Below are 26740 nucleotides of genomic sequence, written 5' to 3'. Positions count from 1 at the left end.
CCCATTGCTCCGATTAACATCCTCACCATCCCTTGTCGATGAGGGAGGAACTCCCCAGGCCGGCCCCGGAGACGTCCGTGCATGACACTTCCGCCCCCTCGGCGAGCCCGCCGCGCCGCCCCGGCGCGGAGCCGCTCGTCCGGATACGCGGTCTCGGCAAGCGGTTCGGCGGCACGGTCGCGCTCGACGGGGTCAGCCTCGACATCCACGGCGGCAGCGTCCTCGCCCTGCTCGGCCCCAACGGCGCCGGCAAGTCCACGCTGATCAAGGTGCTCGCCGGGGTCCACCACGCCGACGAGGGCGAGGTGACGGTCGACGGGCACCCGCTCGGCTCCGACGCCGCGTCCGCGAAGCTGTCCTTCATCCACCAGGACCTCGGCCTGGTGGAATGGATGACGGTCGCCGAGAACATCGCCCTCGGCACCGGCTACCCGCGCCGCCGCGGCCTGATCTCCTGGCGGCGGACCCGGGAGCGCTGCACCGAGGCACTGGAGATCGTCGCCGCACACCTGCACCCCGACACCCGGATCGCCGACCTCGCCCCCGCCGAACGCTCTTTGGTCGCCATCGCCCGCGCCCTGGCGAAACAGGCCGGGCTGTTCGTCCTCGACGAGCCGACCGCCACCCTCCCCGCCACGGACTGCACCCGGCTCTTCGACGTCCTGCACGCCCTGCGCGACCGGGGGCACGGCATCCTCTACGTCAGCCACCGGCTCGACGAGGTCTACCAGGTCGCGGACACGTTCGCCGTCCTGCGCGACGGCCGCCTCGTCAGCCAGGGCCCCCTCGCTCCGTACCACCCCGCCCGCCTGGTGCACGACATCACCGGCGGCGAACCGGCAGCCGGGCGGCAGCCCACCACCCGCCCCGCCGCACCCACCGCCTCCCCCACACCCTCCGCCGCCCCTGCCTCCCCCGCCTCCGCGGGCCGGCAGCCCGTCCTCCGCCTCGAGGGCGTGACGACCGACCGCACCGGGCCCGTCAGCCTGGACCTGCACGCAGGCGAGATCGTCGCCCTGGTGGGGCTGACCGGCGCCGGCCACATGCAGCTGGGCCGCGCCCTGGCCGGTGTGCTGCCCGTCCTCGGCGGGCGGGCGCTGCTCGACGGCCGCCCGTACCGCCCGCGCACCGTCGCCGCCGCCCTGCGCAGCGGCGTCGGGTTCGTCGGCGGCAACCGCCAGGAGGAGGGCTGCGCCGCCGAACTGACCGTACGGGAGAACTTCCTGCCCAACCCGCGGGCGGCCGGGGTGCCGGCGTGGCGCTGGATCCGTCCGCGCCGGGAGCGGGCCGAGGCCGGCGCCCTGATCGAGCGGTTCGCGGTCCACCCCCGCGACAGCGAGGCCGTGATCGCGACCCTGTCCGGCGGCAACCAGCAGAAGGTCGTCGTGGGCCGGTGGCTGAGGGGACTCCTGCGGCTGCTGATCCTGGAAGAGCCGACCGCGAGCGTGGACGTCGGGGCGAAGGCCGCGATCCACCGCCTCATCGACGACGCGCTCGCCGACGGCCTGGCGGTCCTGCTCATCTCCTCCGACTTCGAGGAGGTCGCCGACCTCAGCCACCGCGCCCTGGTGTTCGTCCGCGGCGCGGTGGCGGCCGATCTGAGGGGGGAGACGCTCAGCGTCAGGGAGCTCACCCGCACCGCCTCGGCCATGCCCGCGATCACCGGAAGCACGACGAGCCGGTGACCCGCCCGCCCTCGCGCCGCTCCCCGCCGGGTCACCTGCGCGGGCACTTCATCGGCACCTACGGCCTCCTGACCCTCACCGTCCTGCTCTTCCTCGTCTTCTCCCTCACCCTGCCGGACACCTTCCCCACGCTGGACAACGTCTCCGCGATCCTGTCCAACCAGTCGATCCCCGCGCTCCTCGCGCTCGGTGTGACGGTCCCCATCGCCACCGGCAAGTTCGACCTGTCCATCGGCTACGGGCTGGGCCTCGCGCACGTCCTGGTGATGTACCTCATCGTCGACACGGGCTGGCCCTGGCCGCTCGCCTGCCTCACCGTCGTCCTCGGCGGGGCCCTGGTCGGCGCCGTGAACGGCGTCATCGTCGAGTTCGCCCGGATCGACTCGCTCATCGCCACGCTCGGCACGGGCAGCATCATGTACGCCATCACCGGCCGGCTCACCGACGGCAGCCGGATCGTCCCCGGACCGGAGGGCCTCCCGCCCGCCTTCACCGGCCTGTACGACGCCCGGTTCCTCGGCCTGCCGGTCCCCGCCTTCTACGTCCTCGCCGTCGTCGTGATCCTGTGGGTGCTGCTGGAGCGGCTGCCGTTCGGCCGGTACCTGTACGTCATCGGGTCCAACCCCCGCGCCGCCGGGATGCTCGGCATCCCCACGCGTGCGTACTGCGTCCACGCGTTCACCGGATCGGGCCTGGTCGTGGGTTTCGCCGGGGTGCTCCTCGCCGCACAGCAGCAGATCGGCAACCCGAGCGTCGGCCTGGACTACCTGCTGCCCGCCTTCGTCGGCGCACTGCTCGGCTCCACCACGATCAAGCCGGGCCGCGCCAACGCCGTGGGCACCCTCGTGGCCGTCTCGCTGCTCGCCGTCGGCCTCGCCGGCATCCGGCAGTTCGGCGCCCAGTTCTGGGCCACACCGCTCTTCAACGGCGCCACCCTGCTCATCGCGGTCGGCCTGGCCGGCTACTCGTCCCGCAGGAGGCTGCGCACCGCGGCCGCGCCGAACCGCCGGAGCAGCGCAACCAGTGGGCAGCCCAGCCGGTGAGCAGCACAACCAGCGACAGGAGCACCGTGTACCCGAACCGGAAGAACGCCGTTGCGGCCGTGGCGCTGTGGGCGGCGGCCGTCGGCCTCCTTGCGGGCTGCGGGAGCGGCCCGGCGGAATCGAACGGGACCACGAGCGGACGCACGGCGGCGACCGCGCCGGCGGCCGACGGCTGCCCGGACGCCCTCCGGAAGGCGAAGGCCGCCGTGCAGGCGGCCGAGAGCACCGACAGCGCCTGGAACGGCCCGCGGAGCGGCCCCGCGGCCGTCCCCGGCAAGACCCTGGTCTATGTCGCCCAGACCATGACCAACCCGGGCGTCGCCGGCGTCGCGAAGGGGGTCAAGGAGGCCGCGGCTGCCATCGGCTGGAACGTCCGGGTCATCGACGGCGAGGGCACCCCGGCCGGCATCCAGGCCGCGTTCAGCCAGGCGGTCACCCTCAAACCGGCGGGCATCGTCATCGGCGGCTTCGACCCCCGCCTCACCTCGCAGCAGGTGGCGCGGGCCGAGCAGGCGGGCATCCCGCTGATCGGCTGGCACGCGGTCAGCTCCCCCGGACCCAGCACCAGCCCCAAACTGTTCACCAACATCACCACGAAGGTGGAGGACGTGGCGAGGATCAGCGCCGACTGGGTGATCGCCCGGTCCGACGGCGACGCGGGCGTCGTCCTCTTCACCGACGACTCGATCCCGTTCGCCCGCACCAAGGCCGAGCTCATCAAGCGGCAGCTCGCCACCTGCCCCGGCGTGAAGCTCCTGGCGTACGAGAACATCCCCATCCCGGACGCGAGCCAGCGCACCCCCCAGGAGGTCTCCTCGCTGCTGTCCCGCTTCGCGAAGAAGTGGACGCACTCCGTCGCCATCAACGACCTCTACTTCGCGGATGCCGCCCCGGCCCTCCGCGCCGCCGGGAAGCCCGGCGGCGGGCCCCCGTTCAACATCGGCGCGGGCGACGGCGACCCCTCCGCCTTCCAGCGCATCAACAGCAGCCAGTACCAGGCCGCCACCGTCCCCGAACCGCTCACGCAGCAGGGCTGGCAGATCGTCGACGAGTTCAACCGCGCCTTCGCCGGGAGCCCGCCCAGCGGCTACGTCGCCCCCGTCCACGTGGTCACCGCCGACAACAGCGGCCGAGGAACGTCCTGGGACCCCGAGGGCTACCGGGAGGCGTACGAGCGCATCTGGCGCGGGTGACGCGCGGGCGCGGCCGTGCGCGGCAGCGGGCAAGCGGGCGAGCGGGCAGGTCGGCGGGGGTTCCCGGACCGGCTTGACTGCCGGGCGGCGCGACCGGTAGCAAAAGGGCAGCACCCGCGCACGGTGCGGAACGGGGGTGCTCGCACATGAAACCGCTGGGACCGGGCGATCCGGCCTCGGTCGGCGACGGCCGCTACCAGTTGACGCACCGGCTCGGCCAGGGCGGGATGGGTGTGGTCTACCTGGGCCGTTCCCCGTCGGGGCGGGCCGTGGCGGTGAAGGTCGTACGCCCCGAGCTGAGCACCGAGCCCGGTTTCCGGCGCCGCTTCGCCGACGAGGTGGCGGCAGCGCGCCGGGTGGGCGGCTTCCACACCGCCCCGGTGGTCGACGCCGACCCCGACGGCGACCCGGCCTGGCTGGTCACGGCGTTCGTGCCCGGGCCGACCCTCGCCACCGTCCTGGCCCGGGTCACGGCCCTGCCGGTGGACACGCTCACCGTGCTGGCCGCGGGGCTCGCCGAGGCGCTGGAGGCGATCCACCGGGCCGGGGTGATCCACCGCGACTTCAAGCCGGCGAACATCATCATCGCGGAGGACGGTCCCCGGGTTATCGACTTCGGCATCGCCCGCGCGCTGGACGGCACGGCCCTGACGCAGACCGGCATGCAGGTGGGCACCCCGGGGTTCCTGTCGCCCGAGCAGCTCACCGGCGGCGCGATCACGCCCGCCGTGGACATGTTCGCCCTCGGCGTGGTGCTCACCCAGGCCGCGGGCGGCTCGCCGTTCGGCGACGGCCCGGCGACGGCCCGCCACTACAAGGTGGTGTACGAGGAGCCGGACCTGAGCGCGGTCCCCGGGGAACTGCGCGAACTCGTCGCCGACTGCCTGTGCAAGGACCCGGCGGGCCGGCCGGCCTCGGGGGAGTTCCTCCGCCGGCTGACCGTCCGCTGGCCCGCGGAGGGCTGGCTGCCGGACGCGGCGATGGCCCTGCTGCGCCGTCAGGACCCCGCACCGGGCGCGACCGGGGACCCGGTGCCGGCCCCGGCCCAGGCCGCGGTGCCGACGCCGACGCCGACACAGGGCCTGACGTCGACGCAGGGCCCGGATCCGGCTCCTGCCACGGCAGCCGACCGGCCGGAGACCGTGGCCGACTCGGGCGCTCCCGCCGCGGCGGAAGTGGCGGAAGTGGCGGCCGTACCGGACCCGGATGCCGCCCCGCTGCGGACGCCCGCGGGGGCGGGCTCGCCCGGCCCCGTACGTCCGGCTGATGCGCAGGCCGCCACCCAGACGGGAGCGGACGTGGGAGCCGGAGTCGGCGGCGCGGCCGGGGCCGGGATCGCAGCCGGGGCCGGGATCACGGCCGGGGCCGGGTCGGCGGAGGCCGCCGCGCCCGGTGGGCCGGCCGTACGGCGGCCCGGCCGCGCCACCGCCGTGCGCGCGGCGGCCGTGCTGCTCGCGCTGTCCGCAGTGGGCCTCCTGGTGTGGCGGCCGTGGTCCGGCTCATCCGAGAACCACGGTGCGGCAGGGCCCGGCAACCCCACGGCCTCCGCTCCCGCCTCGCCGTCCGCGTCCGCCGGCCCGGCCGCGTTCCCCAACGCCCCGGTGCTGGTCCGTCAGGACACCGCCGCGGGCTGGCCGCAGGACTGCCACGGGGTGGTCTCCCGCCGCGACCCGGGTGCCGCGGCACCGGTGCGGCTCACCGCCGGGGACGCCTGCGCCATGCTCCCCCAGTGGTCCCCGGACCGCCGGTCGTTCGCGTACACCCAGGTCACCGCGCAGGGCGCGGCCGTCTGGACGGCCAACGCCGACGGCTCGAACCCGCGGCGGATCGCGGCCATCGCGGGCGGCCGGGTGTCCTGGTCCCCCGACGGCTCCCGGCTCGCGGTGCTGCGCGCCGAGAAGGGCGTACAGCAGCTGTTCGTGGTGGACGTCGCCGACGGCGCCGCCCGTCAGGTGACCTCCGGCAGCGGCCAGGTGGAGGATCCCGCGTGGTCGCCGGACGGCAGGCGGATCGCGTTCTGCATGCAGTCCGGCCAGGACGACTGGCAGATCCACGCGGTGGACGCGGACGCTGCGGGGGCAGCCCCGCAGCAGCTGACCCGGTTGCCGCATCCGGCGCTCGACCCGGTGTGGTCGCCGGACGGCCTGACGTTCGCGTACACCGCGGGGACGTACGGGCGGGGGACGCAGGGCGACATCCGCGTGGTCGGCACCGACGGGACCGGCGACCGGGCGCTGGTGGCGACGGACGCCCACGAGATGGACCCGGCCTGGTCCCCGGACGGCAGCTGGCTGGCCTTCGTGCGGGGGCCGTACGAGAAGCCGGTGATCTGGGCGGTCCGCGCGGACGGCACCGACTCCCGCTCCCTCACCACCGCCTCGGCGTCCGAAGGCCACCCGGCCTGGCGCTGATCCGGCGCCCGCCGCGGTCGTGGCGTCGGCGGGGCCGGCACGGGGTGCGCTACCGGCCCGGCGGCGCCGGGCGGCGGCCGAGCGGCAGCAGGTACTGGAGCGGCTGCTCCAGGTCGTCCAGGCCCAGGAGTTCGTGGGCCAGGTCGTCGTGGAAGCCGCCGAGCGGGGTGCCGCCCAGGCCCAGGGCCGATGCGGTCAGGAGCAGGTTCTGGACCAGGTGGCCGGTCTCCAGCAGGGCCAGGCGCAGGGCGCGCAGACCGTAGCGGCGGCGCAGCAGGCCGAGGTTCGCGTACACGGCGAGGACGGCCGGCGCCCCGTCGATGCCGATCCAGTCCGGGTCCGTCGACGGACGGGACAGGTACGTCGACAGCGGCTTGATCTGGGACAGCTCCGGCACCGGGCCGATACGGCGCAGCGTCCGCCGCTCCGGCAGGCAGTCGTACGTGCCCGCGGGGACCTCGGCCACGTCGAGCACCAGCAGCCGGACCCGGGCCGCGTACAGGGCGCCCGCACTCGGATAGGGGCGGTGGACGAGCGTACGGGCCGTGCCGTCCGCCAGGATCTGTTCGGAGCGGCTGTTCTCGGCGAGGGAGTTCCACAGCAGGGCGCCCAGGGTGCCGGCGGCCAGCGGACCGGCGAGTGCGCCGCGCAGCGAGGAGCGGCCGGCCAGCACCGTGCCCAGCGGCACCTCCGGCAGCGGGTCCGCGGGCAGGGCCAGCTCCGGCCCCGCCGTCGCAGGCCGCGGAGCCGGCAGCGGCTGGAGCGCGGAGTCCTCGCCGCGGCCGATCTGGAACTTGCTGCGCTCCAGGTACTGGAGGTCGGCCGCGGTGTGCCCCTGCGGGAAGAAGCCCGGCGGCTCGTCGGTCTCCAGCAGGGTCCGGGCGGCGAGCCGGCACACCGCCCGCTCCTCGTCGGGGGTGACGCCGAGCCGGTTGAACAGCATGTGGAGCTGCGAGGCCCAGATCCATGCCGTCGCGTCGTGCTGCGCGGTGTCCGGTGCCTCGTCGCGGGCGCTCCCGGCCCGGGCGCTGCCGGTGCGCAGCAGTGCGTCGGCCTCGCGGACCCGGTCCGCCCACCGGCCGAGCCAGCCGGTCGCGGTCCCGGCTTCGAGGCGTTCGCGCAGACCCGCAGCATGCCGTGCCAGTCCCGTACGCTGCGCCGCGTAGACGGAGTTGACCTGCGCGTGCACGGAGGCGCCCGCCAGCAGCGGGACCTCGGTGACCCACCGCCAGCCCGCCGCGTGGCGGCGCAGCCAGCGGGCCGCGGTCAGCCGGTCCATGCCGAGGGCGTACGCCGTCGCGTGCGCCAGGTCCGCGGCGAGCGCCAGCCGCACCGCCGCACCGGCACCGGCACGGGCACCGGCACCCGGCCCCGCACCCGCACCCGTTGTGGCTCGGCCGTGGAGGTCCCGCAGGACGTCCAGGGCCGCCTGCGTGGATGCGGCGAAGACCTCCTCGGCGACCGGGAGTGCCCGCGGCCCGCCGTAGCGCTCGGTCTCGGGCACGTACGGGACCTCCCGGACCTCCCCGTGCCGGGAGGGCCACGGGCCCGGCACCGCGGGCACCTCCTTCGCCGCCCGGGCCAGCTCCCGCGCCAGGTCCGCGGCGGCCGGCGCGCTCAGCCCGCGCACCCGGATCCGCAGGTGGGGGCCGCCCTCGCCATACCGGATGAAGAACCAGCGGGCGGGGGTCCCGCCGGGCGCGGTGAGGCGGTCGAGGAGCGGGGCCGCCGCCCCGAGGAGGAACCGGTCGGTGTCCTCGGTGTCGGAGTGCAGGAAGAGGTGGAGGCTGTGCCAGGTGTCGGTGGTCATCGCGTGCGGTCCTCGTTCGCGGGTGCGTGGCCGGGATCCGTGGCCGTCCGTGGACCGGGTCAGCCCGGCCCGGCCGGGGTGGTCAGGGGAAGGGGTGCGGGTGGAGGGCGAGGTCCTCGTGGCGCAGCGGCCGGTCGGTGCGGCCCAGCCGGTACGGGACCTCCAGCAGCCGGGGCAGTCCCCGGGTCCGCCGGTTGACGTGCCCGAAGGTCATCGGCAGTGAGCCGGGGACGACGGCCTTCACGCAGTGCAGGCCGAGCCGGTCGCGCAGCCCCGGTTCGGTCTGGTCGACGGTGATCACCTCCAGGCCGGCCCGGGAGAGCCGCTCCACGGTCGCCCCGAGCAGGTCGGTGAGATCGCCGACCGGTTCGGGCGCCCCCGGCCAGGCCTCGGCCACCGGCACGCAGGGCGTGTCGGCGTAGAGGAACTCCAGGCGCGGGCCCGCCTCGGGGAGGGTGTTCAGCCCGACGTGGTCGTCGAGGCCCACCACCAGCTCCGGCCGCTCCAGCATCGGCCGGAGCCGCTCGGGGTCGCGCGGCCCGCCGTCGGCGAGCGAACGGTGCGCGGACTCCAGCACGTTGGTGACGACCTCGGCCACCGCGGACCTGATCGCGGCGCGCGGGTCGTGGTGGGCGCCCGCCGCGAGGAACATCCGCGGCGCGTCCGGGTGGCCTCCCTCGTACCGGCAGACGGCGACGACCGCGGGGATGCCGAAGTCGTTGGTCGCGTCGAGCAGCGACAGCCGGTAGCCCGCCAGGGCCGCCCGGTCCGCGAGCATGGCCGTGCCGGTGTCGTCGGGCGGCGGCTGGATGCGGCGCAGCGGGGTGGCCGCGTACCAGGCCATCAGGAAGGCGTCCCGCTCGGCCACCTCGAACAGGCCGTAGAGCGCCGCCTCTTCGGGGCTGTTGCCCAGCCCGCAGCCGTTCGAGGACTCGTACACCACGCGCGGCCGGCCGGGGCCCGGCACGTCCCAGTAGGCGACGTGCTCGGGGACGGCGACGGCCCGCCGGCGGGTGAGCGACCAGCCGTGCACCCAGTCCAGTTCCAGGTCGGGGGTGTACGGGACGGTCGGTGCGGCCGGATGCCCGTGGTGGGCGGGGTCGGGCAGGCCGAGCCGCTCCGGGTCCACCGCCCGGTCGGGCCCCAGGGCGGCGAAGGAGGCCCGCAGGTCGGTGCGGCGGCCGGTGGGGCGCATGCCCGCGTACCGCTCGACGGCTTCGAGCAGGGCGATCCGCTCGCTGTCGGCGAAGTCGCGGGCCCGGCCGTATCCGCCGTCGTCCAGGGCCCGGCCGTCGGTCACGACCGCGGTGGTCAGGGAGAAGGCCGAGTCCTCGGAGCGGATCAGCCGGCGCACCGGGCCGAACCGCTCGTCGTACAGGGCGGCGCGCAAGCCCTGTGCGGTGGTACGGGAGTTGGCGGCGCGCAGGACGTAGGGGTCGGGCAGCGGGCGGGGCGCCGAGGGCAGCGGGTCCGCCCCGGCCGCCGAGTCCGAGGGCAGCGGGCGGCACACCGGGCAGCCGCCGACGGGGCGGATGCGGTGGGCGGACCACGTGCCGCGGCCGAGGTGGACGACGTACACGGCGGCGGTATCGGCAGCGTCGGCCGGCTCACCGTCCCCCGCGGGGTCACCGTCGGCGTCGCCGTCGTCGCCGCAGTCCAGCAGGTCCTGTGCGAGGGCACCGACACCGTCCGCGAGCGCCGGGGACAGTACGCCGGCCAGCTCCAGCTTCGGGCTCCGCCACGGCACCCGGCCGCCCGCCGTGGCCAGCCTCTGGTACTCGGCACAGCACAGGCAGGCCGCGGCGCCCGGCCGCAGCACGGGACCGACGACCGCCAGGGCGCCGTCGAGCCGTACGGGGACCAGGGCCACGGGGTGGCCGAGCGCGTGCCGGCTCAGCTCCTCGGCCACGCCCGGTGTCCACCGGGGCAGCAGGACCGCGGCCCGTCCGGATGTGACCGCGGCCGCCGCTTCGGCGTCCAGCACCGGTACCGCCAGTACGTCGCCGAGCGGCCCGCAGGCGTCCCGGGAGCCGGTCGCGGCCGGGACCGCCGCCGCGTTCGTCATCGTTCCTCCTCCGGGGTGTGCAGCACGGTGAAGCCGAAGGCCCGCAGCCGGTCGGCGAGTTGCCGGGCCGCCGGCGGGAGCGGCGGCTCCGGGCCGCGGGCGGAAGCGGCGGGGCGGCCCGTTCCGGTCAGCCGGCGCAGCGTGTCCTGGAAGGCGGCCTCCCGTCCGGCCAGGTCCGCCAGCCAGCCGCCGGTCCAGCCGGGGTCCTCCCAGGCGGCCGTCCGCACGCCTGCGGCGGCCAGCGGGGCGACGGCGCCGCCGGACGGCGGCGGACTGCCGGCCGGAAGCCCGGCGTCCTGCGCGCAGAGCGCGGACACCGCGGCGAGCGCGGCGAACGCCGCCGCGTCCCCCGGCGTCGCCTCGACGGCTTCGCCGAGCACCGGACCGGCGGACGGGCCGCCGCCGTGGACGACCGCGAGGTACACCGCCTCGCCCGGGGCGGCCCGGAACACCTCCAGGCGTGCGGACACGCCGAGACGGACCGTCAGCGTGGTCCACCAGTGCCGGGCCTGCGGGTGGCCGGCCCACTCCCCCGGAACCTCGTGCGTACGGCCGGTCGAGCGTCCGAGGCGATGGGCCGCCGCGGCGCGCAGGGCCCGCCCCCAGGCGTGCCCGGAATGGGCGCCGACGGTGAACCCTGCTTCGCCGAGGCCGAGTTCGGCGGCCCGGCAGAACACTTCCAGGCGGGCCAGGTCCAGCCGCGGCGCGCCTGCGACCGGGCCGTCCGGGTCCGGAGGGCCGTCCGCGGGCCCGGTCGCAGGCGGCGTACAGGCGGCCAGTGCCACGGGGAGCTGCGGCAGGTTTCCCGGGAGGGGCTCGGGCAGCAGCCCGCACCGCGGGTCGCCGAGGGCGGTGACCCGGCGCAGCGCTTCGGCGAGGGTGTCGGCGGGTCCGAGGTCGCTCCGCCGGTCGGGATCGATGCGTTCGGGTCCCAGCCAGCTGCGGTACTCGGACCGCAGCGGCCGGGCGTCCGCGAGGAGGACCGCGGGCAGGCCGGGGAGCAGGCGCCCGTCCCCGCCCTCGTCCGCGGGGTCCGGAAGTCCGGCGGCTGCGCACAGCAGCCGGTGTGCGGCGGCGCCGCCGATCAGGGTGGCGGGCAGGGGTGGGGTGGCGGCGGGTGCGGGTGCGGGTGCGCCTGTGGCGAGCCGCAGTTCCAGGGCGGCCGCGTCCGCGCGGATCTGGGCGGCGCTGCCGGGGGCGGTGGCATAGCCGGTCCCGCCGCACAGTCCGGCCGCGATGCCCCGGTCCGGGCCGGCCCCGCGGGCGTACAGCAGGACGCTCCCCGCGGGCAGGGCCGGATCGGCGGTGTACGAGACGGGCAGCCCGCCCGCGGCCAGTGCCCGTCCGGCAGCCCTGGCCAGCGGCCCGTCGGGGGCTCCGGCCACCACCTCCGCCCGCGCCGCGGCCAACACGGCGGCTGCGGCGGCGGGCTGCTCGGCCGCGGCTCCCAGCCACTGCGCCACCGGGCCGGATCCGCCGACGGGCTCGGCGGGAGCGACCGGATCGGCGAGGACGACCGGCTCGGCGGCCTGACCGGCAGCCTGACCGTCGGGGCCGGCGGCGGGGGCGGGGGCGGCGGGGACGGTGACGAGCAGGTCGTGCTCGGCCAGCCGGGCCAGGAGCGTGTCCACCGCCCTCCGCACGGCCGAATCCGCCTCCATACCGCTCAGCAGGCGCTCGAGCCCGCCGTCCCGCAACGGCTCCTCCAGCAGCCGCCACAGCGCGGGCAGTGCCGTACTGCCCTCCAGGGTGACGCTCCCGCGCCGGCCGCGCAGGTGCAGGCCGTCCCGCAGTGCGGTCACAGCGACGCCGGGACGCAGTCGGCGTACGGGTGCAGCCGAGGCAGCACCGGGGGCCACGGAGGCGGCGGGGCCGGCAGCGGCGGCGGCCCGGGCCGTGGTCACGACCGTGCCTCCACCGCGTCGATGACCGCGTCGATCTCCGCGCGCCAGTCGCAGCCGGTCAGCCCGGGAACCGTGCGGACGACCAGGGAGGCGGCCAGGTAGCGTTCCAGCGGCCGGACGTCGCAGATGGCGAGGAGCCGGTACAGGGCGTTGGTGCAGGCCCGGTACACGAGGTAGTCGGGGCGGCTCCACATCGCACCCTGCGGGTCGGAGCGGCGCAGCAGCCGGTGGAACTCGCTGTAGCGGGTGCGGATGTCCTGGTTCCAGCGGGCGTGCACCTCCTCGTCCCCGGTGGCGGCGGCCCGCGCCCGGTACTCCAGCGGGACGCCGTGCAGGTCGGCGCCCGCGTCGTACCGGCTCTGCGCCAGCTGCCAGGCTCCCGCCGAGAAGTCCGCCCAGGCCTGCTCCCAGCCTTGCGCGCCGCCGTCGGCGATCCGGCCGACGAGCGCGGTGACCGTGTCGCCGACGCGTTCCCCGTGGCGCCGGAAGCTGCGGCGGATGCGCCCGTCCGGGTCGTCGTGGAGGAGGAAGTCCTCCAGGTGGGACACGTACGAGAAGTGGCCGCCGGCCAGGCCGCCGGGGTGTGCGCAGGCGTGCGCAGCGAGCGCGGTGACGGCGAGCCGGAGCCGTGCCTGCGCGGTGTCGCCGTGCTCGCCGAGGAAGCCGGCGCCGGCCCGCAGCGCACCGAGCCCGGCCCGCAGCAGGTCGTCGCGCAGGTCCGCACCGTCGTCGCCGAGCAGGCCGATGAGGGAGGAGCGGTCGACGGCCTCGATCCGGACCGTATTGTCGGGGACGATCGGCCCGTAGGGCGGCGGGATGAGTTCGCTGCGCCCGGCCTCGGCGGCCCGCTCCAGCAGCTCGGCCTCGGTGAGGTCGCCCTCGGAGGGGTGCAGGCGGAGCCAGTCGCGGATCCGGGCGGCGGCGGACTCGGCGGCGGCGTCCACCTGCGCGGCCGGCCCCTGGAGGCGCAGCCGCAGGTGGGGGCCGTACAGCCAGTGCCGTTCGACGTGGGCGGCCAGTCCGTCCGCCGTGCCGGACTCGGCGAGCGGGAGCATCACCTCCCTCAGCAGCGGTGCCTTGACCGGGTGGTGGTGGTAGGCGACCACATCGCGGGCGCCGCTGTCCTGGGGCTGCACTCCTGGCACGCTCCCTTCCTCATCGTCCGTCGTCCGTCGTTGTCTGTCGGCTGTCGGCTGTCGGCTGTCGGCTGTCGGCGGGTCATCGCTGCGTCCGCCCGGCCCGGTAGACCTCCAGGACGAGTTCGACCGCCCGGGTGGGGACGTCGAGGCCGCCGGGGGCGGGCAGCGCCTCCTCCAGGACGGCGCCGTCGCCGTACCGGGAGAGCCACTTGGGCAGGCAGCGCAGGTGCAGGGCGCTGCCGAGGTCCACGAACTGGGGCTTCGGGCGGTCGAGCCGGGCCAGGAAGTCCTCGGCGGCGCGCCCGGTGGGGGCGGTGGCGGCCGGGTGCAGGAAGACCTGCTCGGGAAGGTCCAGCAGAGCGCGCCAGCGGGCCGCCGCCTCCACCGGGACCGGGCCGGCGGCGCCGAGGTCGGCGCGCAGCTCCCGTACGACACCGGGCGGCAGCAGCCAGCGGCGGCGGCCGAGCACCACGTGCCGGTGGCGCAGCCGGGGGGTGAGGGCCACGCGGCCGCCGGGCGCGGTGAGGGTGTGGCGCGGGGCGAGCGGCCTGAAGTCGACGGCTCCGTGGGGCTGGTCGCACAGGTGGGCCCCGATGCGGCGCGGGAGGAGGACGGGCGAGAGGAAGCCGAGGTAGAGCACGTCGAGGTGTTCGCCACTGCTCTTGAGGCGGATGCGGACCTGGTCGGCGGCCCGGTCGTGGACGAGTTCCAGGTCTGCCTCGGCGAGGGAGGCCCGGCGGCGGTCGGGGCCGATCTCGTCGGGCACCAGCAGCGGGTGGAGGTTGGCGTTGAACCCGCCGACGGGCCGGATCTGCGCGGCCCGGGCGGCCGGCCCGAGTCCGCGCCGGATCTGCCGGGACACCTCGGCGGCTGCCCGCGGGTCCAGGGCGTCGAGGAACCGGCTGGTGAAGCGGCCCCAGCCGCCGTACACGTGGTTGACGCACAGCAGGCCGCGGTTCGGGTCCCGCTGGAGGAAGTAGGCGTAGCTGAGGGGCCGTTCGACGGCCCAGCCGGGCAGGCGCTCGCCGAGGCTGCGGAGCAGGTCCGGCGGCAGCACGATCTCCTCGGCCGCCGCGGCGCCGTCCCGGCTGCCGGCCGCGGCGGCGCCTGCGGCGGCGGCTGCGGCCTCCCGGACCCGGTCGGCTGCCTCCGCGCGCAGGCGGGCCAGTTCGGCGGCCCCGGTGGGCAGGGCGTCCCGGCCGGCGGGGTCGAGGAGGGCGAGGCTTCCGGCGGTCTCCCAGGCCTCGGCCACGTCGGCGCCGAACTCCCACGGGTGGGCGCAGCGGCCGCCCGGCCCGTACCGTTCGACGAAGCGGTCGCGGATGACGCGGCGTACGAGGTGCCCCAGGTCGAAGAGTTCAGCGAGCGCGGTGACCTCGCCGAGCGCCTCGTGGTCGGCGGCGTCGAGGAAGCCGTCGAGTGCCAGGGGGCTCGGGGCGACGACGTCCTCCGACAGCACGGTCAGCGGGGCGGAGACGGCCGGGACGGGACGTCCGGCGTCAGCCAGCTCCGCCTTCCACCGCTCGGACAGGGCGGCGAGGAGCACGGGGCGCTGCGCGGCGGGCGCGTCGCCGAACGCGGCGGTGTCCCGGCCGAGTTCGGCGATGCGGTCGGCGCGTGCGGCGTCCGCGGCGTGGGCCGGGTCTTCGGGGCGGGCGGCGGCGATCTCCCGCAGCCATGCCGCGAGGCGGTCGACCGGCTCGGCGTCCTGCGGCGGGACCGGGTCGTCCGGCACCAGCAGGCCCGCCTGTCCGAGGCGGTCGAGGAAGGCGGTGGCCGCGGCGGAGGCCTCGCCGCCGGCCCCGCTCAGGGCGGCGGCCAGCAGCCGCGTCAGCTCGTCCAGGGGCACGGCGGAGGATTCGGCGTACTCGGTGACGAGGCGCAGCGGGCCGCTGTGGGCCAGTTCGGCCTCGTCCTCGCCGGGAACGAGGTAGCGGCCCCCGGCGAAGGAGGCCCGTTCGCGGGAGTACGCGGCCCGCCCGCCGGTGGTCCGGGCGGTGCTGGCGGTGCGGTGCGGGAGGGCGGCCCGGCGGTGCGGGGAGTCGAGGAGGGCGAGGGTGAGGGCGGCCGTCAGGGTGCGGTTGGGTTGCACCACGGCGCGGTACGGGCCGTCGAACACGGCTCCGGCGCCCCAGGACGGCACCGGGCGGGGCAGGGGCGCGGTCGGCCCCGAGTCGGTGCCGAGGGGGCCCCAGCCGACGGCGGTGAACCAGGACAGCGGGCTGGTCTTGGTGCTGGCCCGCAGGGCGTAGCGCAGCACGGTGGCCTCTTCCTTGCGGGCCCGACGGTCGGCCGCGCCGGTGGCTGCGCGTTCCACGGCCCGGTGCAGGTCGGCGCTGGTAAGGGCGACGGCCTTGGCGAGGGCCGGCTCGCGGCACAGTCCGGCGAGTGCGCCGCGTTCGGCGGCCAGGGCCTGTTCGGCTGCGGCGCCGAGCCCGTCGAGCAGGGCGCGGCGGGTCTCGTGCAGGCGCAACCAGGCGGCGAGCCGGGGGATCCGGTCGGGCAGGTCGCCGAGGCGGGCCAGCAGGGCGGGCCTGGGCTCGCGCCCGTTGTGCAGGGCGCGGCGCAGGGGGAGCACGACGTCGCGGTGGAAGTCGGCGGGATGGCCGTCCCGGCTGCCGTACAGGTCGTCGCAGAGCGGCCCGGTGGTGTGCAGCAGCCGGGTGTCGAGCCGGTGCAGTCGGGCGAGCAGGACGCGGAAGGCGGTGGCGGCCGGATGCTCGGCCGGGTGGGCGAGTACGGTGGCGCGGGCCAGCGCGTAGGGCGCCGACCGTACCCGGTAGCCGTCGGCACCGACGCGGTCGCCGACGCCGGTGGCGGTGGCGGCGGCGGCCGTGGAGTACGGCTGCGGCATGGGGTTCCCCGTCCTGTCGGCGGTGGTGCGCGGGCCTCCCGCCGCACGCGCGGTGCGGCGGGAGGCTCTGTGTGTGCGTGCGGTGGTGCGGTTACAGCGGCAGTTCCGGGATCTGCGGGTGCGCGCAGGACGAGGAACCGCAGGAGCAGGAGCTGCCTCCGTTGGACGCCCCGCCCTCGGGCAGTGCGATGGTGTCCCGCATGGAGGTCACGGTGAGGTCGCCGAGGTCGAGGTCCTCGATCTCGAATGCCGTGGTGCCGCTTTCACCGGTCATGGATGTCTCCTCTCGTCGAGGGCCGGCTGGTCGGGGTCGGCGCGAAGCGCTGGCGGGCGGGCGTCAGCCCACGAAGACGTCGGTCTCCGAACGCGGCTGGGCGCAGGAGGACGAAGCCTGGCAGGAGCAGGAGCCCCAGGACGCCCCGCCCTCGGGCAGCGCGGCGGTGTCGCGCATGGAGGTGATGGTGAGGTCGCCGAGGTCCAGGTCCAGGTCCTGGAGGTCGAATTCAGACATGCGTATCTCCCGGGAATTGGGGTGGAAAACCGAATGCACGATGCACGAAATACCGCAGTCCGCGGGGGGCTGAATACGCCGACATCCGGGACTGCTTTCGGGCGGAAAAAATATTGCCGGGCTCACCGCACGGCCACAAGGGACCACAGAACAAACACAACGAGATTGTCAGGTCCACGCCTCTTGGCTTGTTCCGTGCGGCCGAAAACAACCCAGGGAAAAAGCAAGAACTCCGCATTCCGCATTCCGCTCTCCCGCCCGTGCGGGGCCGGACCGCCGCCGGTGTGGTGGTGGGGCGCACAGAACGGCACCCGTATGTGACGACCCGCTGCGCCTCGCCGCAGATCCCAGGCGGCAACTCATCAGATCAGAGCGAAGACCTGCGGCTTTTTCATTATTGGCCTCCGAAGCCGGCACCACGTCAGCACCGGATAAACTCGTGCCGGGTAGGGCATGAGGACGAGGCCGCCCGCCGGGCTACGGGCCGGCCGAGGGGCACGGAGGTTGATCGCTCACAGCAGCGAACACGGTTACTCCGGACCGTCGATCACCGGTCGGGCTCCATCGTGCAGGCGGCATCCGCCAAAGACCGCAATCGCTCGGGCGGGTCGGGCATCACAGGTGCGTGGACCACCGGGAAACCGTCGCGGCCGGCGGAGTCCAGCGGCGGGTACGAGAAGGCGTGGACGAGATGCCGTAGTCCTTCTTGAGATGTTCCGGGATGGCGTAGTGCATGACGCGTCCGCGGGTGAGAGAGGAAAGCTCGAAGATCGTGGTGAGGTGACCGAGGCGGTCCAGGGCCCAGGCGCCGAGCGGAGAGCGGTCCTCGATGGTCTCCAGGACGCCGAGAAGGTGGGGGACGGTCTTGACGGCGGTGTCCCAGCGGGTTCGGGGCACCCCCAGCCAGTCGGCGCACGTATCGCCGACGAGGTAGCGGATGAGTGCGGAGACGATCGGGTCGAAGAGGGTGCCGGGCACGACCTCCTCGTAGAGGTCGATCAGCTGCCGGGTCAGGTGCACGCCCTCCTCGGACGGCCCCATGTGCCGGATCATGTACAGATCGAAGAACTCGCGGGCGCCGTCGAGGGACTTGGGGACGGCATCCTGGTCGACGCCGAGCATGGCGCCGACCACGCGCCAGGCGTAGTAGTAGGCGTCCGCTCCCTCGGTGGACATGTGGATGCCGAGGCGATGCAGGCTGTCCAGGACGAGCAGCGAGAAGAACATCTGCCCACCGATCATGTCCTCCTGGCAGATCGGCACCCCCAACTCCGCGGCGTCCCAGTGGTCCTCGCGCTTGAGGTGGTGGCGGATGGAGGCGTGCAGCAGCCGGACCTTCTGCGCGGCCGGGATGAAGCGGCTGCCGGCCTCGAAGGCGTCGGGCTGCATCAGATGGACGGTGAACTGGCCGGTCTCCGCCATCCGTTTGGAGGGGTAGTTCAGACCGTGCGTCGCCGACAGGAGCTTCGCCACGTGCGGGACGACGTAGCAGGCCGGCATGGCGGCGAAGGACAGGGCGGTGGAGATGTGCACGTCGTTGTCGATGAAGAACAGCCGGGCCTTCTCCATCTCCCCCCAGTCGACCCAGGCCGGCGGGGCGCTCGTGGCGTGAAGGTACTCGCGGGCGACATCGGGCAGCCCTTCCGGCAGTGGGGCGCCGACGGTGGAGACGTACCGCATCAAGGTATTGAACTTGCCCACCTCACCACGCTCGAACAGCGCGGCGACCGTGGCGTCGGCCAGGTCGTCGCCGGCCTGTCGCAGGGCATTCATCGATGCCTCGGTGTAGGTCATGGCAGGGCTCCTTGTTCTCCGTCAGGAACGGCGGACCGCCGCCGAGTGCGCCAGGGCGGTGAGAGCGGTGGCGGCGGGCGCGGGCAGGTTCAGATCGTCGAGAGTGCGGAGGGCGTCCTCTACCCGCGCGGTGATCATGTTCTCGATGCGGTCGGGCGCCTTCAGCCGGCGCATCATGTCGCGCACGGCCTCCAGACCGTCCCCGTCCGGGTCGTGCCGGCCGAGCCGGTCACGCAGCCGCTCGCGTTCGTGGTCCGCGGCGAGTCGCCAGGTCTCCGCGAGGAGGGTGGTGGGCCGATGGCCGCGTACGTCGTCAGCGCCGGCCTTGCCGGTGAGCTCCGGGTCTCCGAACAGGCCGAGCAGGTCGTCCCTCAGCTGGAATGCCTCGCCCAGCGGCAGGCCGTACGCGGAGTAGCCCTCGCGCAGCCGCTCACCGGCCCCGGCCAGGGCGCCGCCGATCAACAGTGGTTGCTCAACGGTGTACTTGGCCGTCTTGTAGCGGATGACCTTCAGCGACGCCGCCGTGTCCGGGGCGGCACCCGTATGCAGGATTTCCAGGCACTCTCCCGCGATGAGCTCCCTGGCCAGCGCCGCCCACAGCGGGCGGGCCTGGCCCAGGTAGGCGGCGGGCAGGCCACTGGTGACGAACAGCTGCCCGGCCAGCGACATCAGCAGGTCCCCGACCAGCATCGCCAGCGACCGGGCGGCCCCGGCGGCCTGTGGGTGGTGCTCCACGGAGCCGCGCAGGGCCAGGTGTGCGGTCGGCCGGCCGTGCCGCAGCGGACTGTCGTCGATGAGGTCGTCGTGCACCACCGCGGCCGCGTGCACCAGCTCCATGGACGCTGCCGCCCGCACCAGCGCGTCGCTGTCCGGCTGTCCCACCGCGCGCCAGCCCCAGTAGCAGAACGCCGCCCGCAGCCGTTTGCCGGACGCGACCGCCGCCTGCACCTCGTCGGCGACCGGGCCCAGGGCTGGATCGATCTCCGACAGCCGGTCGGCCTCCTCCGCCGCGAAACGCTGAAGCACCTCGTCGACGCGCGCCTTGAACGCGGCCGGCTCCCACCGCTCAGCCGCCATCGTCGGCCCGCCGGGCCAGCACGTGCCGGGCGAGCACCTCAAGGTGGGCCGGGGGTGCGCCCGCGTACCGGTCGAGCACGAGGCGCCCGCGCGCCATCAGGTCCCGCTCCGTCTCCGACACCAGCTGAGCGGCGTCCGAACGCCTCAGCAGCCCCTTCACGGTCCCGAGGGCCGACCCCAGGGTGCTCACCGCCAGATCCGCCAGCCCCGCCGCCAGCAGGACCGCCTGCCCGTCCGGGCCCGTGCGCTCCCCCGTGTCCCGCGTCATGCCGTCCCTTCACGTACACCCCGTCCGAGCAGCGCTTTTCCGCGCCACAGCTCCCAGCGTCATGCCGGACACGGCATCGGAGCGGAGGAACTCACCAACGAGTGATCACATCGCTCGGACGTGCGGCTCTCTGGCGTCGCGGCCCCGGTACGCCGATCAACTGCGCCCAGCCCGGAACGAGACACTCGGCGTCGGCCAGAGAGCAGCGGATCGGCGTGACTGCACCGTCGGCGAACCCCCACACCCGTGCGTCGACTGCGCGGACGGGCCCGCTCCGCCATCAGGGCCACCCCGCCGGGGACTTGACGGCTAACGGCCGGGGGCTGCGGGGCTCTCCGTCAGAGGCCGGTGGTCACCGGACCGCCCTCAGGCCCTTTCTGCCCCGGTGCGGTGGACGGCCCGTGCGCCGAACGCGAAGTCGGCTCCCCTGCGGTGGACTTCCAGCGCGCCCGGGCCGGCGAAGTGGGCGGGGATCACCAGCTCGCGGCGGTCGGCGGCCTGTTCGAGGACGCGGCGGCGGGTCGCGGCGGCTCCTTCCGGGTCCATGCAGAAACAGCTGTTGCAGGAGGGATGGAGGATCTGGACGGGGCTGTGGAGCAGGTCGCCGACGAAGACGGCGCGTTCGCCGCGGGATTCCAGGCGCAGCACGGCGGAGCCGGGGGTGTGTCCGGGGGCTGCCTCCAGGGTGAGGTGTTCGTCGATGCGGTGGGCGCCCTCCCACAGGACGGCCTGTCCGGCGCGGTGGACGGGGGCGATGCTGTCCTCGTAGATCAGCCGGTCGTCCACCCGCAGGCCCTTGCCGTACGCGTTGTCCGGGCCGAAGTGGTGGTCGTCGGCGGCCGGGATGAGGTAGCGGGCGTTGGGGAAGGCGGGTGCCCATTCCCCGTTCGCGTCGACCGTGTTCCCGCCGACGTGGTCGGCGTGCAGGTGGGTGATGACGACGGTGTCGACGTCCTCGGGCCGGACGCCGGCCCGGGCCAGGTCGCCGAGGAGGTCGCCCTGCCGGTGGTGGAAGTGCGGGGTCGAGGGCCGTTCGCGCCCGTTGCCCACGCCCGTGTCGACCAGGACCGTGCGTCCCCCGCTGCGTACGACCCAGGTCTGGAGGGCGAGGACGGCCAGGTCGCGGTCGGGGTCCCAGTGGTCCGGTGCCAGGGAGGCCTCGTTGTCCTTCCACATCCGGGCGTCGGCCTGCGGGACGAGGTCGCGGGCGGGCCCGAGCGCACCCTGCCACTCCACGACCCGGATGATCTCGACGTCGCCCAGCACGACGGTCTGCGTGTTGTTGTCGTTGGTCACAGCGTCCACCCTAGGAAGGGTGGTTGAGGCGCTCAATGCTCATTCGGCTCGCGTGAATACGCAGTTGTCTCAACCGTGCGGCGGGCCGGGGATACGCTGGGGCGGTGGACGTGGTGAGCGATGCGATCTCGGCGGTCCGGATCGGGAAGCCCTCCTCGCAGCGGGCCCGGGTGCGCGGGCGGTGGTGCACGCGGTTCGACCCGTACGACGGGGCGGGCTTCCACGTGGTGCTGGAGGGCAGCTGCTGGCTGCTGCCCGATGAGGGCCCGCCCGTCTCGCTGGGCACGGGGGACGCGGTGCTGCTGCCGCACGGTACGGGCCATGTGATGGCCGACTCCCCCGCCGACGCGGCGACGGTGGCGCGGGCTCTGCCGTTCGACCCGGAGCCGGGCGACATACGGTCCGGGACACTGCTGGTGCCGGCCGGCCCGGGTGGGCCGGACGGCGCGGACGGGCCGGACGTGGAGCTGTTGTGCGCCAAGTACCGGCTCGACCGGAGCCGTGTGCACCCGTTGATGCGGGAGCTGCCCGCGGTCGTCCACCTGCCGAACCGCGTGGGCAGCCATCCCGAACTGCGGGCCGCCATCGACCTGCTGGGCGGTGAGTTGAGCGGGGTACGGCCCGGCTCGGCGATGGCGGTGCCCAGCCTGCTCGACCTGCTGCTCCTCTACATGATCCGTGCGTGGATGGCGGAGGACTCCCGGGGAGCCTGGCCGGCCGCCCTCGGCGACCCGGTGGCGGCCGCCGCACTGCGGGCCCTCCACGCGGACCCGGCCGCGCCGTGGAACGGCGAACGCCTCGCCGCGCACGCCGGGGTGTCCCGGGCCACGCTGGCACGCCGGTTCACCACGCTGGTCGGCCGGCCCCCGATGGCCTACCTCGCCTGGTGGCGGCTGACGTACGCGGCGGCCCTGCTCCGCGACACCCCGGATCCGCTGGCGGCCATCGCCCGCCGGGTCGGGTACGGCACCGCGTACGCCTTCTCGCACGCGTTCAACAGGGAGTTCGGGACCACGCCCGGCCGCTACCGGGCCGGGGCAGCGCAGGAGCCGTGAACAGCGCGGGCACTGCGCCCACGACGCTGCTCACGGCTCCGGATCCGACGGGGCCGGACGGCCTCGTCCGGCCGGACGGCCTCGTCCGGCCGGCGTGCCTCGCGCGCCTCAGCGGGCCGGGCACTCCCTCCAGGAGAAGTGGTACACGGTACCGATGCCGCCGTCCGTGGAGTCGACGGTCATGTAGCTGACCTTCGTCGCGTCGGAGGTGCCGACCTCCGCGCGCAGCTCGGTGTTGATGTTGAAGTTGCGCTTCTCGCCGCACGGGGCGAAGACGAGGGCCGAGATGCTCGCGGTGTCGGTCACCTGCCAGTTGTCCTCGAGCGCGCCGTGGAACTGGTGGGCCCGGTAGGCGGTCTGGCTCATGCCCTGGAAGTAGTAGCTGGCCTTCTGCGTGCCGATTGCGCCCGCCGCCAGGCTGCCGAAGCCGCGGTAGTCGACCTTGGCCACCGCGTAGGTGAAGCCCTGGGGGACGTTGACGACGAGGGAGAGGAGACAGTTCTTGCGACCCTCGGTCACGGGGCTGTCGCCGCCGGCCCGGGCCAGGTAGTCGCTGTAGGTGACGGTGAAGGCCGAGTTGTCGGGGGCGACGGCGACGCTCGCGGTGCCGGGGCGGCAGCCCGAGCCGTTGACGCTTGCGACGTCGACGGTCACCTGACCCGGCGGAGCGACGGGCGCGGCTGCGGCCGCGGGCGACAGGGCAACCAGGCTTCCGGTCGCGACGACGACGGTCAGTGCGGTGCGAAGTGGCTTCATCACAGTCGCCATGGATAGCCGCCGCCGGACGGCTGTCCGCGTCGCCGGGCACGGGGGCTCACCCTGTCGGACTCCCCGATTCACCGGCTGAAACGTTTCACCAGCGGCCTCCGGCCGCCGAACGGCCCTGAGCGAAGCGCCATCCGTCGCAGCACGGGGAGTCGAACCACGAAATTCGGCCCGTTTCTCCTACTCTGGACACTTTCGGGTGCGGGAGGAGAGCGGCTCATGGCGGATCGGGGTTGGCTCGTACGGCGGCCGACCGCCCTCTGCGCCGGTACGGTCCCCGCCGCGCTCGCCTCGCTCACCCCGGCCGCCACACAGGCCCCCGCCACGACCGGCGGGCACGCGCCCCACCCGCGCGTCCACCGCCATACCGACGGCGGCCCCGAACCGACCGCACCCCTCGCGCCCGCCGCACGAGCCGCGTCCGCCACACCGGTGGCCCCGGATCCCGGCGAGGCGGCTGTCCTCGGCGAGGAGCACGCCCGGCGCACACCCAGGCGCGCCGGGCCGAGGCCGGCGCCGGGGACTACCCGCAGGCGGAGCGCACCTCCGGCCTCGCCGCGCCGGCCCTCTCGCAGCGCCGGACCAACGCCGCGCTCCCGGCGGCCCGGTTCGGCCGCTTCACGGAGTTCTCCCCCTCCCCGGACTTCGGCGTGCACGCGGCGCTCCTGCCGACCGGCAAGGCGCCGCAGTTCTCCTTCCAACCGGCGGAGGCCAATCCCGTCAAGGAGACCGGCCCCACCGACCGGATCGGCCGGACCACGCCGCCGCGTCGCCGTCCCGTGGGACCCCTCCCCCGGCACGGGGACCGGGCGTTCAGGAAGGCGGAGCCGCCGGCCGCCCTCATGCCCGATGGCCTGAATGCCCCGCACCCGGCGCCGTTCTTCTGTGCCCCGTCGGGCCGGCGGCGGAGCGGCTGCGGGTGGACGCGTCGTTCCGGAACGACTGCCCGCACCTGTTCTCGCCGCGCGACGGGATGGTCTACGGCCTGGGCCGGACGCCGACCGGCAGCGGCCGTTCGACCCGGTCAAGGAGACCCGGTCCGGCCTGCCGTGGCACCCGGCCGGCTTCCGCGGCCACGGCTCGGCGGTGCCGCCGCACGCCGGGCTTGCGGCACCGCCCCGACTCGGTGCCGGTTCTCGGCGGGGGCGGCCGGTGTCCGCGCGTCGGCCTCGTGGCAACTCCTCGGTGGCGGCCTGCTGCTCCCGCTCGCCGCGGCAACGGAGGGGGCGCCGCCCGCGGTGGACGGTCCCGCGCTGCTCGGGTTCGACTGCGTGGCCGTCACGGCGACGGCGCCGGCCTTCGCCGCGTTCCGCGGGGTCCCGCTGACCCTGACGGGGTGTGTTCCTAGTGCGGAACAGAGGATTCCTCACAGCTCGTGACAGCAGCAATTCGACCCGTAGTAATTAGATGAATCCCTGACTGAATTGCCGTCAACAAGCCACATCGCCTTATCTCGATTTGATAACGAGATCCCGGAAAAGGACTGGACCTTTACACCCCTACGCGCGTAACTACCCATCCATACAAGCGAGTTGACTGTTCATCAAATCACAGCACCAGGTAACAGTCAGATATCTCGACCGGCATTCCCGTTTGTCCGAATTCTCCACGTCGCCCATCTGGCAGGCTTCCGCGCACCCACTCCTCCGACCAAGGATTTGAGGTGCGCATGACGGGTCACCGTCGAAGGAAGCCCGAACACCGGCGCAAACCGCGCCGCTTGATACTCGTCACCGCCGCCATGGCCTCGGCTGCGGTGATAGCGGGGGGCATTGCCTACTCCGGCCTCGGCGACGACGCCCAGGCAGAGACGACCGCGCAGGCGGCCGCCGAGACGCTCACGCCGGCCGCCGCACCGGCCCGTGACGCGGAGCCCGAGCCCCTGAAGGACCAGCCCGCCAACGAGGCGGACCGCGGCATGGTCTACGACGGCCTCAAGGCCGCACCCAAGGGCGACCGCTGCGTCGGCGTGTACCGTACGGAGACCGGGCTGTGCAGCCACGGCCCCGACGCCCCGCCCAAGGACGTCGACATCAAGAAGGACGTCGCCCCGGCCGTGAAGACGCAGGCCGTGGCCTCCGATCCGGCCAAGCCCGAGGCCGCCGCCGCTGAAGGCAGCGGGCGTCCTCAGGACGCGCCCGCCGCCGACGCCAAGGCCGCCAAGGACGCGCCCAAGGACGCTCCGGCCCCCGCCGCGACGGGCGGCAGCGGCAGCCAGACCGCGGCCGCCGGGCCCGCCGGGCAGACCGTCCAGTGCGACGGCGACGGCAGCAGCGGCAACCGCGTCCAGGTGGTGTACGTCCACGGCCCCGACCGCGACCGGTACTCCGAGTACTTCGCCTCGTTCCGCAAGTGGGCGGCCGACGCCGACCTCATCTACTCCAACAGCGCCCAGGAGACCGGCGGCGTCCGTCACATCCGCTACGTGACGGCAGCCGACTGCACTCCGACGGTGCTCAACATCGAGCTGTCGGCCGGCGCGATGGCCGACTTCAACTCTACGAACAACGCGCTCGCCGAAAAGGGCCTCAACCGCCGCGACCGCAAGTACATGATCTTCGCGGACAGCCAGGTCTACTGCGGCATCGGCACGTTCGCCGGTGACGAGCGCCCCGGCCAGAACAACCAGAGCAACTTCGGCCCCTCCTACGGCCGTACGGACTCCGGCTGCTGGGGCGGGCACACCGCCGCCCACGAGCTGGGCCACAACCTCGGCGCGGTCAACAACAGCGCCCCCAACACCAGCCGCGGCGCCCACTGCACGGACGAGTGGGACGTGATGTGCTACTCGGACACGCCGTACTACCCGCAGATGCGCAACGTCTGCACCAACAAGGCGGCCGAGAACATCCTCGACTGCAACCACGACGACTACTTCCACACCAGCCCCAAGCCGGGCAGCTACCTGGCCACCCACTGGAACATCGCGGACAACCAGTTCCTGATGAAGTCCAAGGGCGGCAACGGCACGGACCCGGGCCCGAACCCCAACCCCCAGCCGACGCAGAAGCCCACCCCGACGCCGACGAAGAAGCCCACCGGCGGGCCGACGGTGACGGCCGGCCAGATCCAGTCGACCTCGGTCGTCGTCAGCTGGCCCAAGGTGGAGGGCGCCGCCTGGTACCAGGTCCTGCTGAACGGCAAGCACCTGACGTGGGTCCAGTCCCAGTCCGTGCGCATCTACAACCTCCAGGCCGGTACGGAGTACAAGGTCGCCGTCTCGGTGCGCGACAGCGCCGGCCGTGACAGCGGCGCCGGCAAGACCACCGTCTTCCGCACCACGGGCAACGGCGGCGGCGACGCCGCCCCCAACACCCGCTACACCCTCCAGAACGGCAGCACCGGCATGGCCGCCGAGCTGTGGGGCGGCCGCAGCGCCGACGGCACGGTCCTCGTCGGGGCGCGGGCCAACGGCTACACCCACCAGCAGTGGATGTTCGAGGACGCGGGCAACGGACTGGTCCGCATCAAGTCCGCCGTCTCCAACAAGTGCCTGCAGACCGGCGGGGCCCCGGCCCAGGGCATGTGGATCGTGCAGCAGCCGTGCGGCAACGGCTCCACCCAGCAGTGGAAGCTGAGCTCCCGCAACGGTACGACGACCATCACGGACCCGAGCGGCGGTTACGCCCTGACCGTGAGCAACCGTCCGTACTACGGCGAGTGGCTGCTCGACCTCCAGCGCGCGGACGGCCGCGCGAACCAGGTCTGGACGGTCCAGAAGGCCGCCTGACCCGAGCCGCCGACTGCCGGGGGGGGGGCCCCCCCCCCCCCCCCCTCCCCTCCCCCCCCCCCTCCCCCCCCCCCCCCCCCCCCCCCCCCCACCCCCCCCCACCCCCCCCCCCCCCACCGCCCCCCCCCCACACCGTTGGC

General features: G+C 74.6%; 18 protein-coding genes. 6 read left to right on the top strand and 12 right to left on the bottom strand.

Annotation, left to right across the window (positions count from 1 at the left end; translation table 11 throughout):
• Positions 1-38 precede the first annotated feature (38 nt).
• From AC068A_RS31365 to AC068A_RS31350, 4 genes are all read left to right on the top strand, one after another.
• On the top strand, positions 39-1685 hold the full coding sequence (locus AC068A_RS31365; protein WP_478589657.1) for a sugar ABC transporter ATP-binding protein: 1647 nt from the start codon (positions 39-41) through the stop codon (positions 1683-1685).
• Positions 1682-2728: an ABC transporter permease gene (locus tag AC068A_RS31360; protein WP_478589656.1), complete on the top strand. Its 1047-nt coding sequence runs from the start codon at positions 1682-1684 to the stop codon at positions 2726-2728. Before AC068A_RS31365 ends, AC068A_RS31360 begins: the two co-directional genes overlap by 4 nt.
• Positions 2725-3921: a substrate-binding domain-containing protein gene (locus AC068A_RS31355; protein WP_478589655.1), complete on the top strand. Its 1197-nt coding sequence runs from the start codon at positions 2725-2727 to the stop codon at positions 3919-3921. Before AC068A_RS31360 ends, AC068A_RS31355 begins: the two co-directional genes overlap by 4 nt.
• A 146-nt stretch (positions 3922-4067) precedes the next feature.
• On the top strand, positions 4068-6332 hold the full coding sequence (locus AC068A_RS31350) for a protein kinase domain-containing protein (protein WP_478589654.1): 2265 nt from the start codon (positions 4068-4070) through the stop codon (positions 6330-6332).
• 49 nt (positions 6333-6381) lie between these two features.
• On the opposite strand, the gene AC068A_RS31345 is transcribed toward AC068A_RS31350, so the two are convergent.
• From AC068A_RS31345 to AC068A_RS31295, 11 genes are all read right to left on the bottom strand, one after another.
• Positions 6382-8142 (bottom strand): thiopeptide-type bacteriocin biosynthesis protein, encoded by a 1761-nt coding sequence (locus tag AC068A_RS31345; protein ID WP_478589653.1) that lies wholly within the window; start codon positions 8140-8142, stop codon positions 6382-6384.
• 82 nt (positions 8143-8224) lie between these two features.
• Positions 8225-10207, bottom strand: a complete 1983-nt coding sequence (locus tag AC068A_RS31340) for a TOMM precursor leader peptide-binding protein (protein ID WP_478589652.1) — start codon at positions 10205-10207, stop codon at positions 8225-8227.
• A complete protein-coding gene (locus AC068A_RS31335; protein WP_478589651.1) occupies positions 10204-12111 on the bottom strand; it encodes a hypothetical protein in 1908 nt (635 codons plus the stop codon). Before AC068A_RS31335 ends, AC068A_RS31340 begins: the two co-directional genes overlap by 4 nt.
• Positions 12108-13256, bottom strand: a complete 1149-nt coding sequence (locus tag AC068A_RS31330; protein WP_478589650.1) for a hypothetical protein — start codon at positions 13254-13256, stop codon at positions 12108-12110. Before AC068A_RS31330 ends, AC068A_RS31335 begins: the two co-directional genes overlap by 4 nt.
• Positions 13257-13329: 73 nt before the next feature.
• On the bottom strand, positions 13330-16104 hold the full coding sequence (locus AC068A_RS31325) for a lantibiotic dehydratase (protein ID WP_478589649.1): 2775 nt from the start codon (positions 16102-16104) through the stop codon (positions 13330-13332).
• 91 nt (positions 16105-16195) lie between these two features.
• Positions 16196-16378, bottom strand: coding sequence for a thiazolylpeptide-type bacteriocin (locus AC068A_RS31320; protein ID WP_478589648.1), 183 nt, complete (start codon positions 16376-16378; stop codon positions 16196-16198).
• 63 nt (positions 16379-16441) lie between these two features.
• Positions 16442-16615, bottom strand: coding sequence for a thiazolylpeptide-type bacteriocin (locus AC068A_RS31315; protein ID WP_478589647.1), 174 nt, complete (start codon positions 16613-16615; stop codon positions 16442-16444).
• A gap of 615 nt (positions 16616-17230) precedes the next feature.
• Complete coding sequence (locus AC068A_RS31310; RefSeq protein WP_478589646.1) at positions 17231-18409, bottom strand: oxygenase MpaB family protein; 1179 nt, start codon at positions 18407-18409, stop codon at positions 17231-17233.
• Between the two features lie 21 nt (positions 18410-18430).
• The gene (locus AC068A_RS31305; protein WP_478589645.1) at positions 18431-19486 is read right to left on the bottom strand and encodes a polyprenyl synthetase family protein; all 1056 of its coding nucleotides are present in this window, start codon (positions 19484-19486) and stop codon (positions 18431-18433) included.
• The gene (locus tag AC068A_RS31300) at positions 19476-19754 is read right to left on the bottom strand and encodes a polyprenyl synthetase (protein ID WP_478589644.1); all 279 of its coding nucleotides are present in this window, start codon (positions 19752-19754) and stop codon (positions 19476-19478) included. Before AC068A_RS31300 ends, AC068A_RS31305 begins: the two co-directional genes overlap by 11 nt.
• A 366-nt stretch (positions 19755-20120) precedes the next feature.
• Positions 20121-21050, bottom strand: a complete 930-nt coding sequence (locus AC068A_RS31295; RefSeq protein ID WP_478589667.1) for an MBL fold metallo-hydrolase — start codon at positions 21048-21050, stop codon at positions 20121-20123.
• Between the two features lie 104 nt (positions 21051-21154).
• Between AC068A_RS31295 and AC068A_RS31290 the strand changes: the two genes are divergently transcribed.
• On the top strand, positions 21155-22105 hold the full coding sequence (locus tag AC068A_RS31290; protein WP_478589643.1) for an AraC family transcriptional regulator: 951 nt from the start codon (positions 21155-21157) through the stop codon (positions 22103-22105).
• 108 nt (positions 22106-22213) lie between these two features.
• Here AC068A_RS31290 and AC068A_RS31285 read toward each other — a convergent pair whose 3' ends face one another.
• Positions 22214-22861, bottom strand: coding sequence for a DUF4360 domain-containing protein (locus AC068A_RS31285; RefSeq protein WP_478589642.1), 648 nt, complete (start codon positions 22859-22861; stop codon positions 22214-22216).
• Positions 22862-24539: 1678 nt separating this feature from the next.
• Here AC068A_RS31285 and AC068A_RS31280 point away from each other — a divergent pair.
• The gene (locus tag AC068A_RS31280) at positions 24540-26600 is read left to right on the top strand and encodes an RICIN domain-containing protein (protein ID WP_478589641.1); all 2061 of its coding nucleotides are present in this window, start codon (positions 24540-24542) and stop codon (positions 26598-26600) included.
• Positions 26601-26740: the final 140 nt, after the last annotated feature.

The sequence above is a fragment of the Streptomyces sp. NPDC043854 genome, from assembly GCF_056436005.1.
This window is presented reverse-complemented; position numbering and strand designations above follow the sequence as displayed.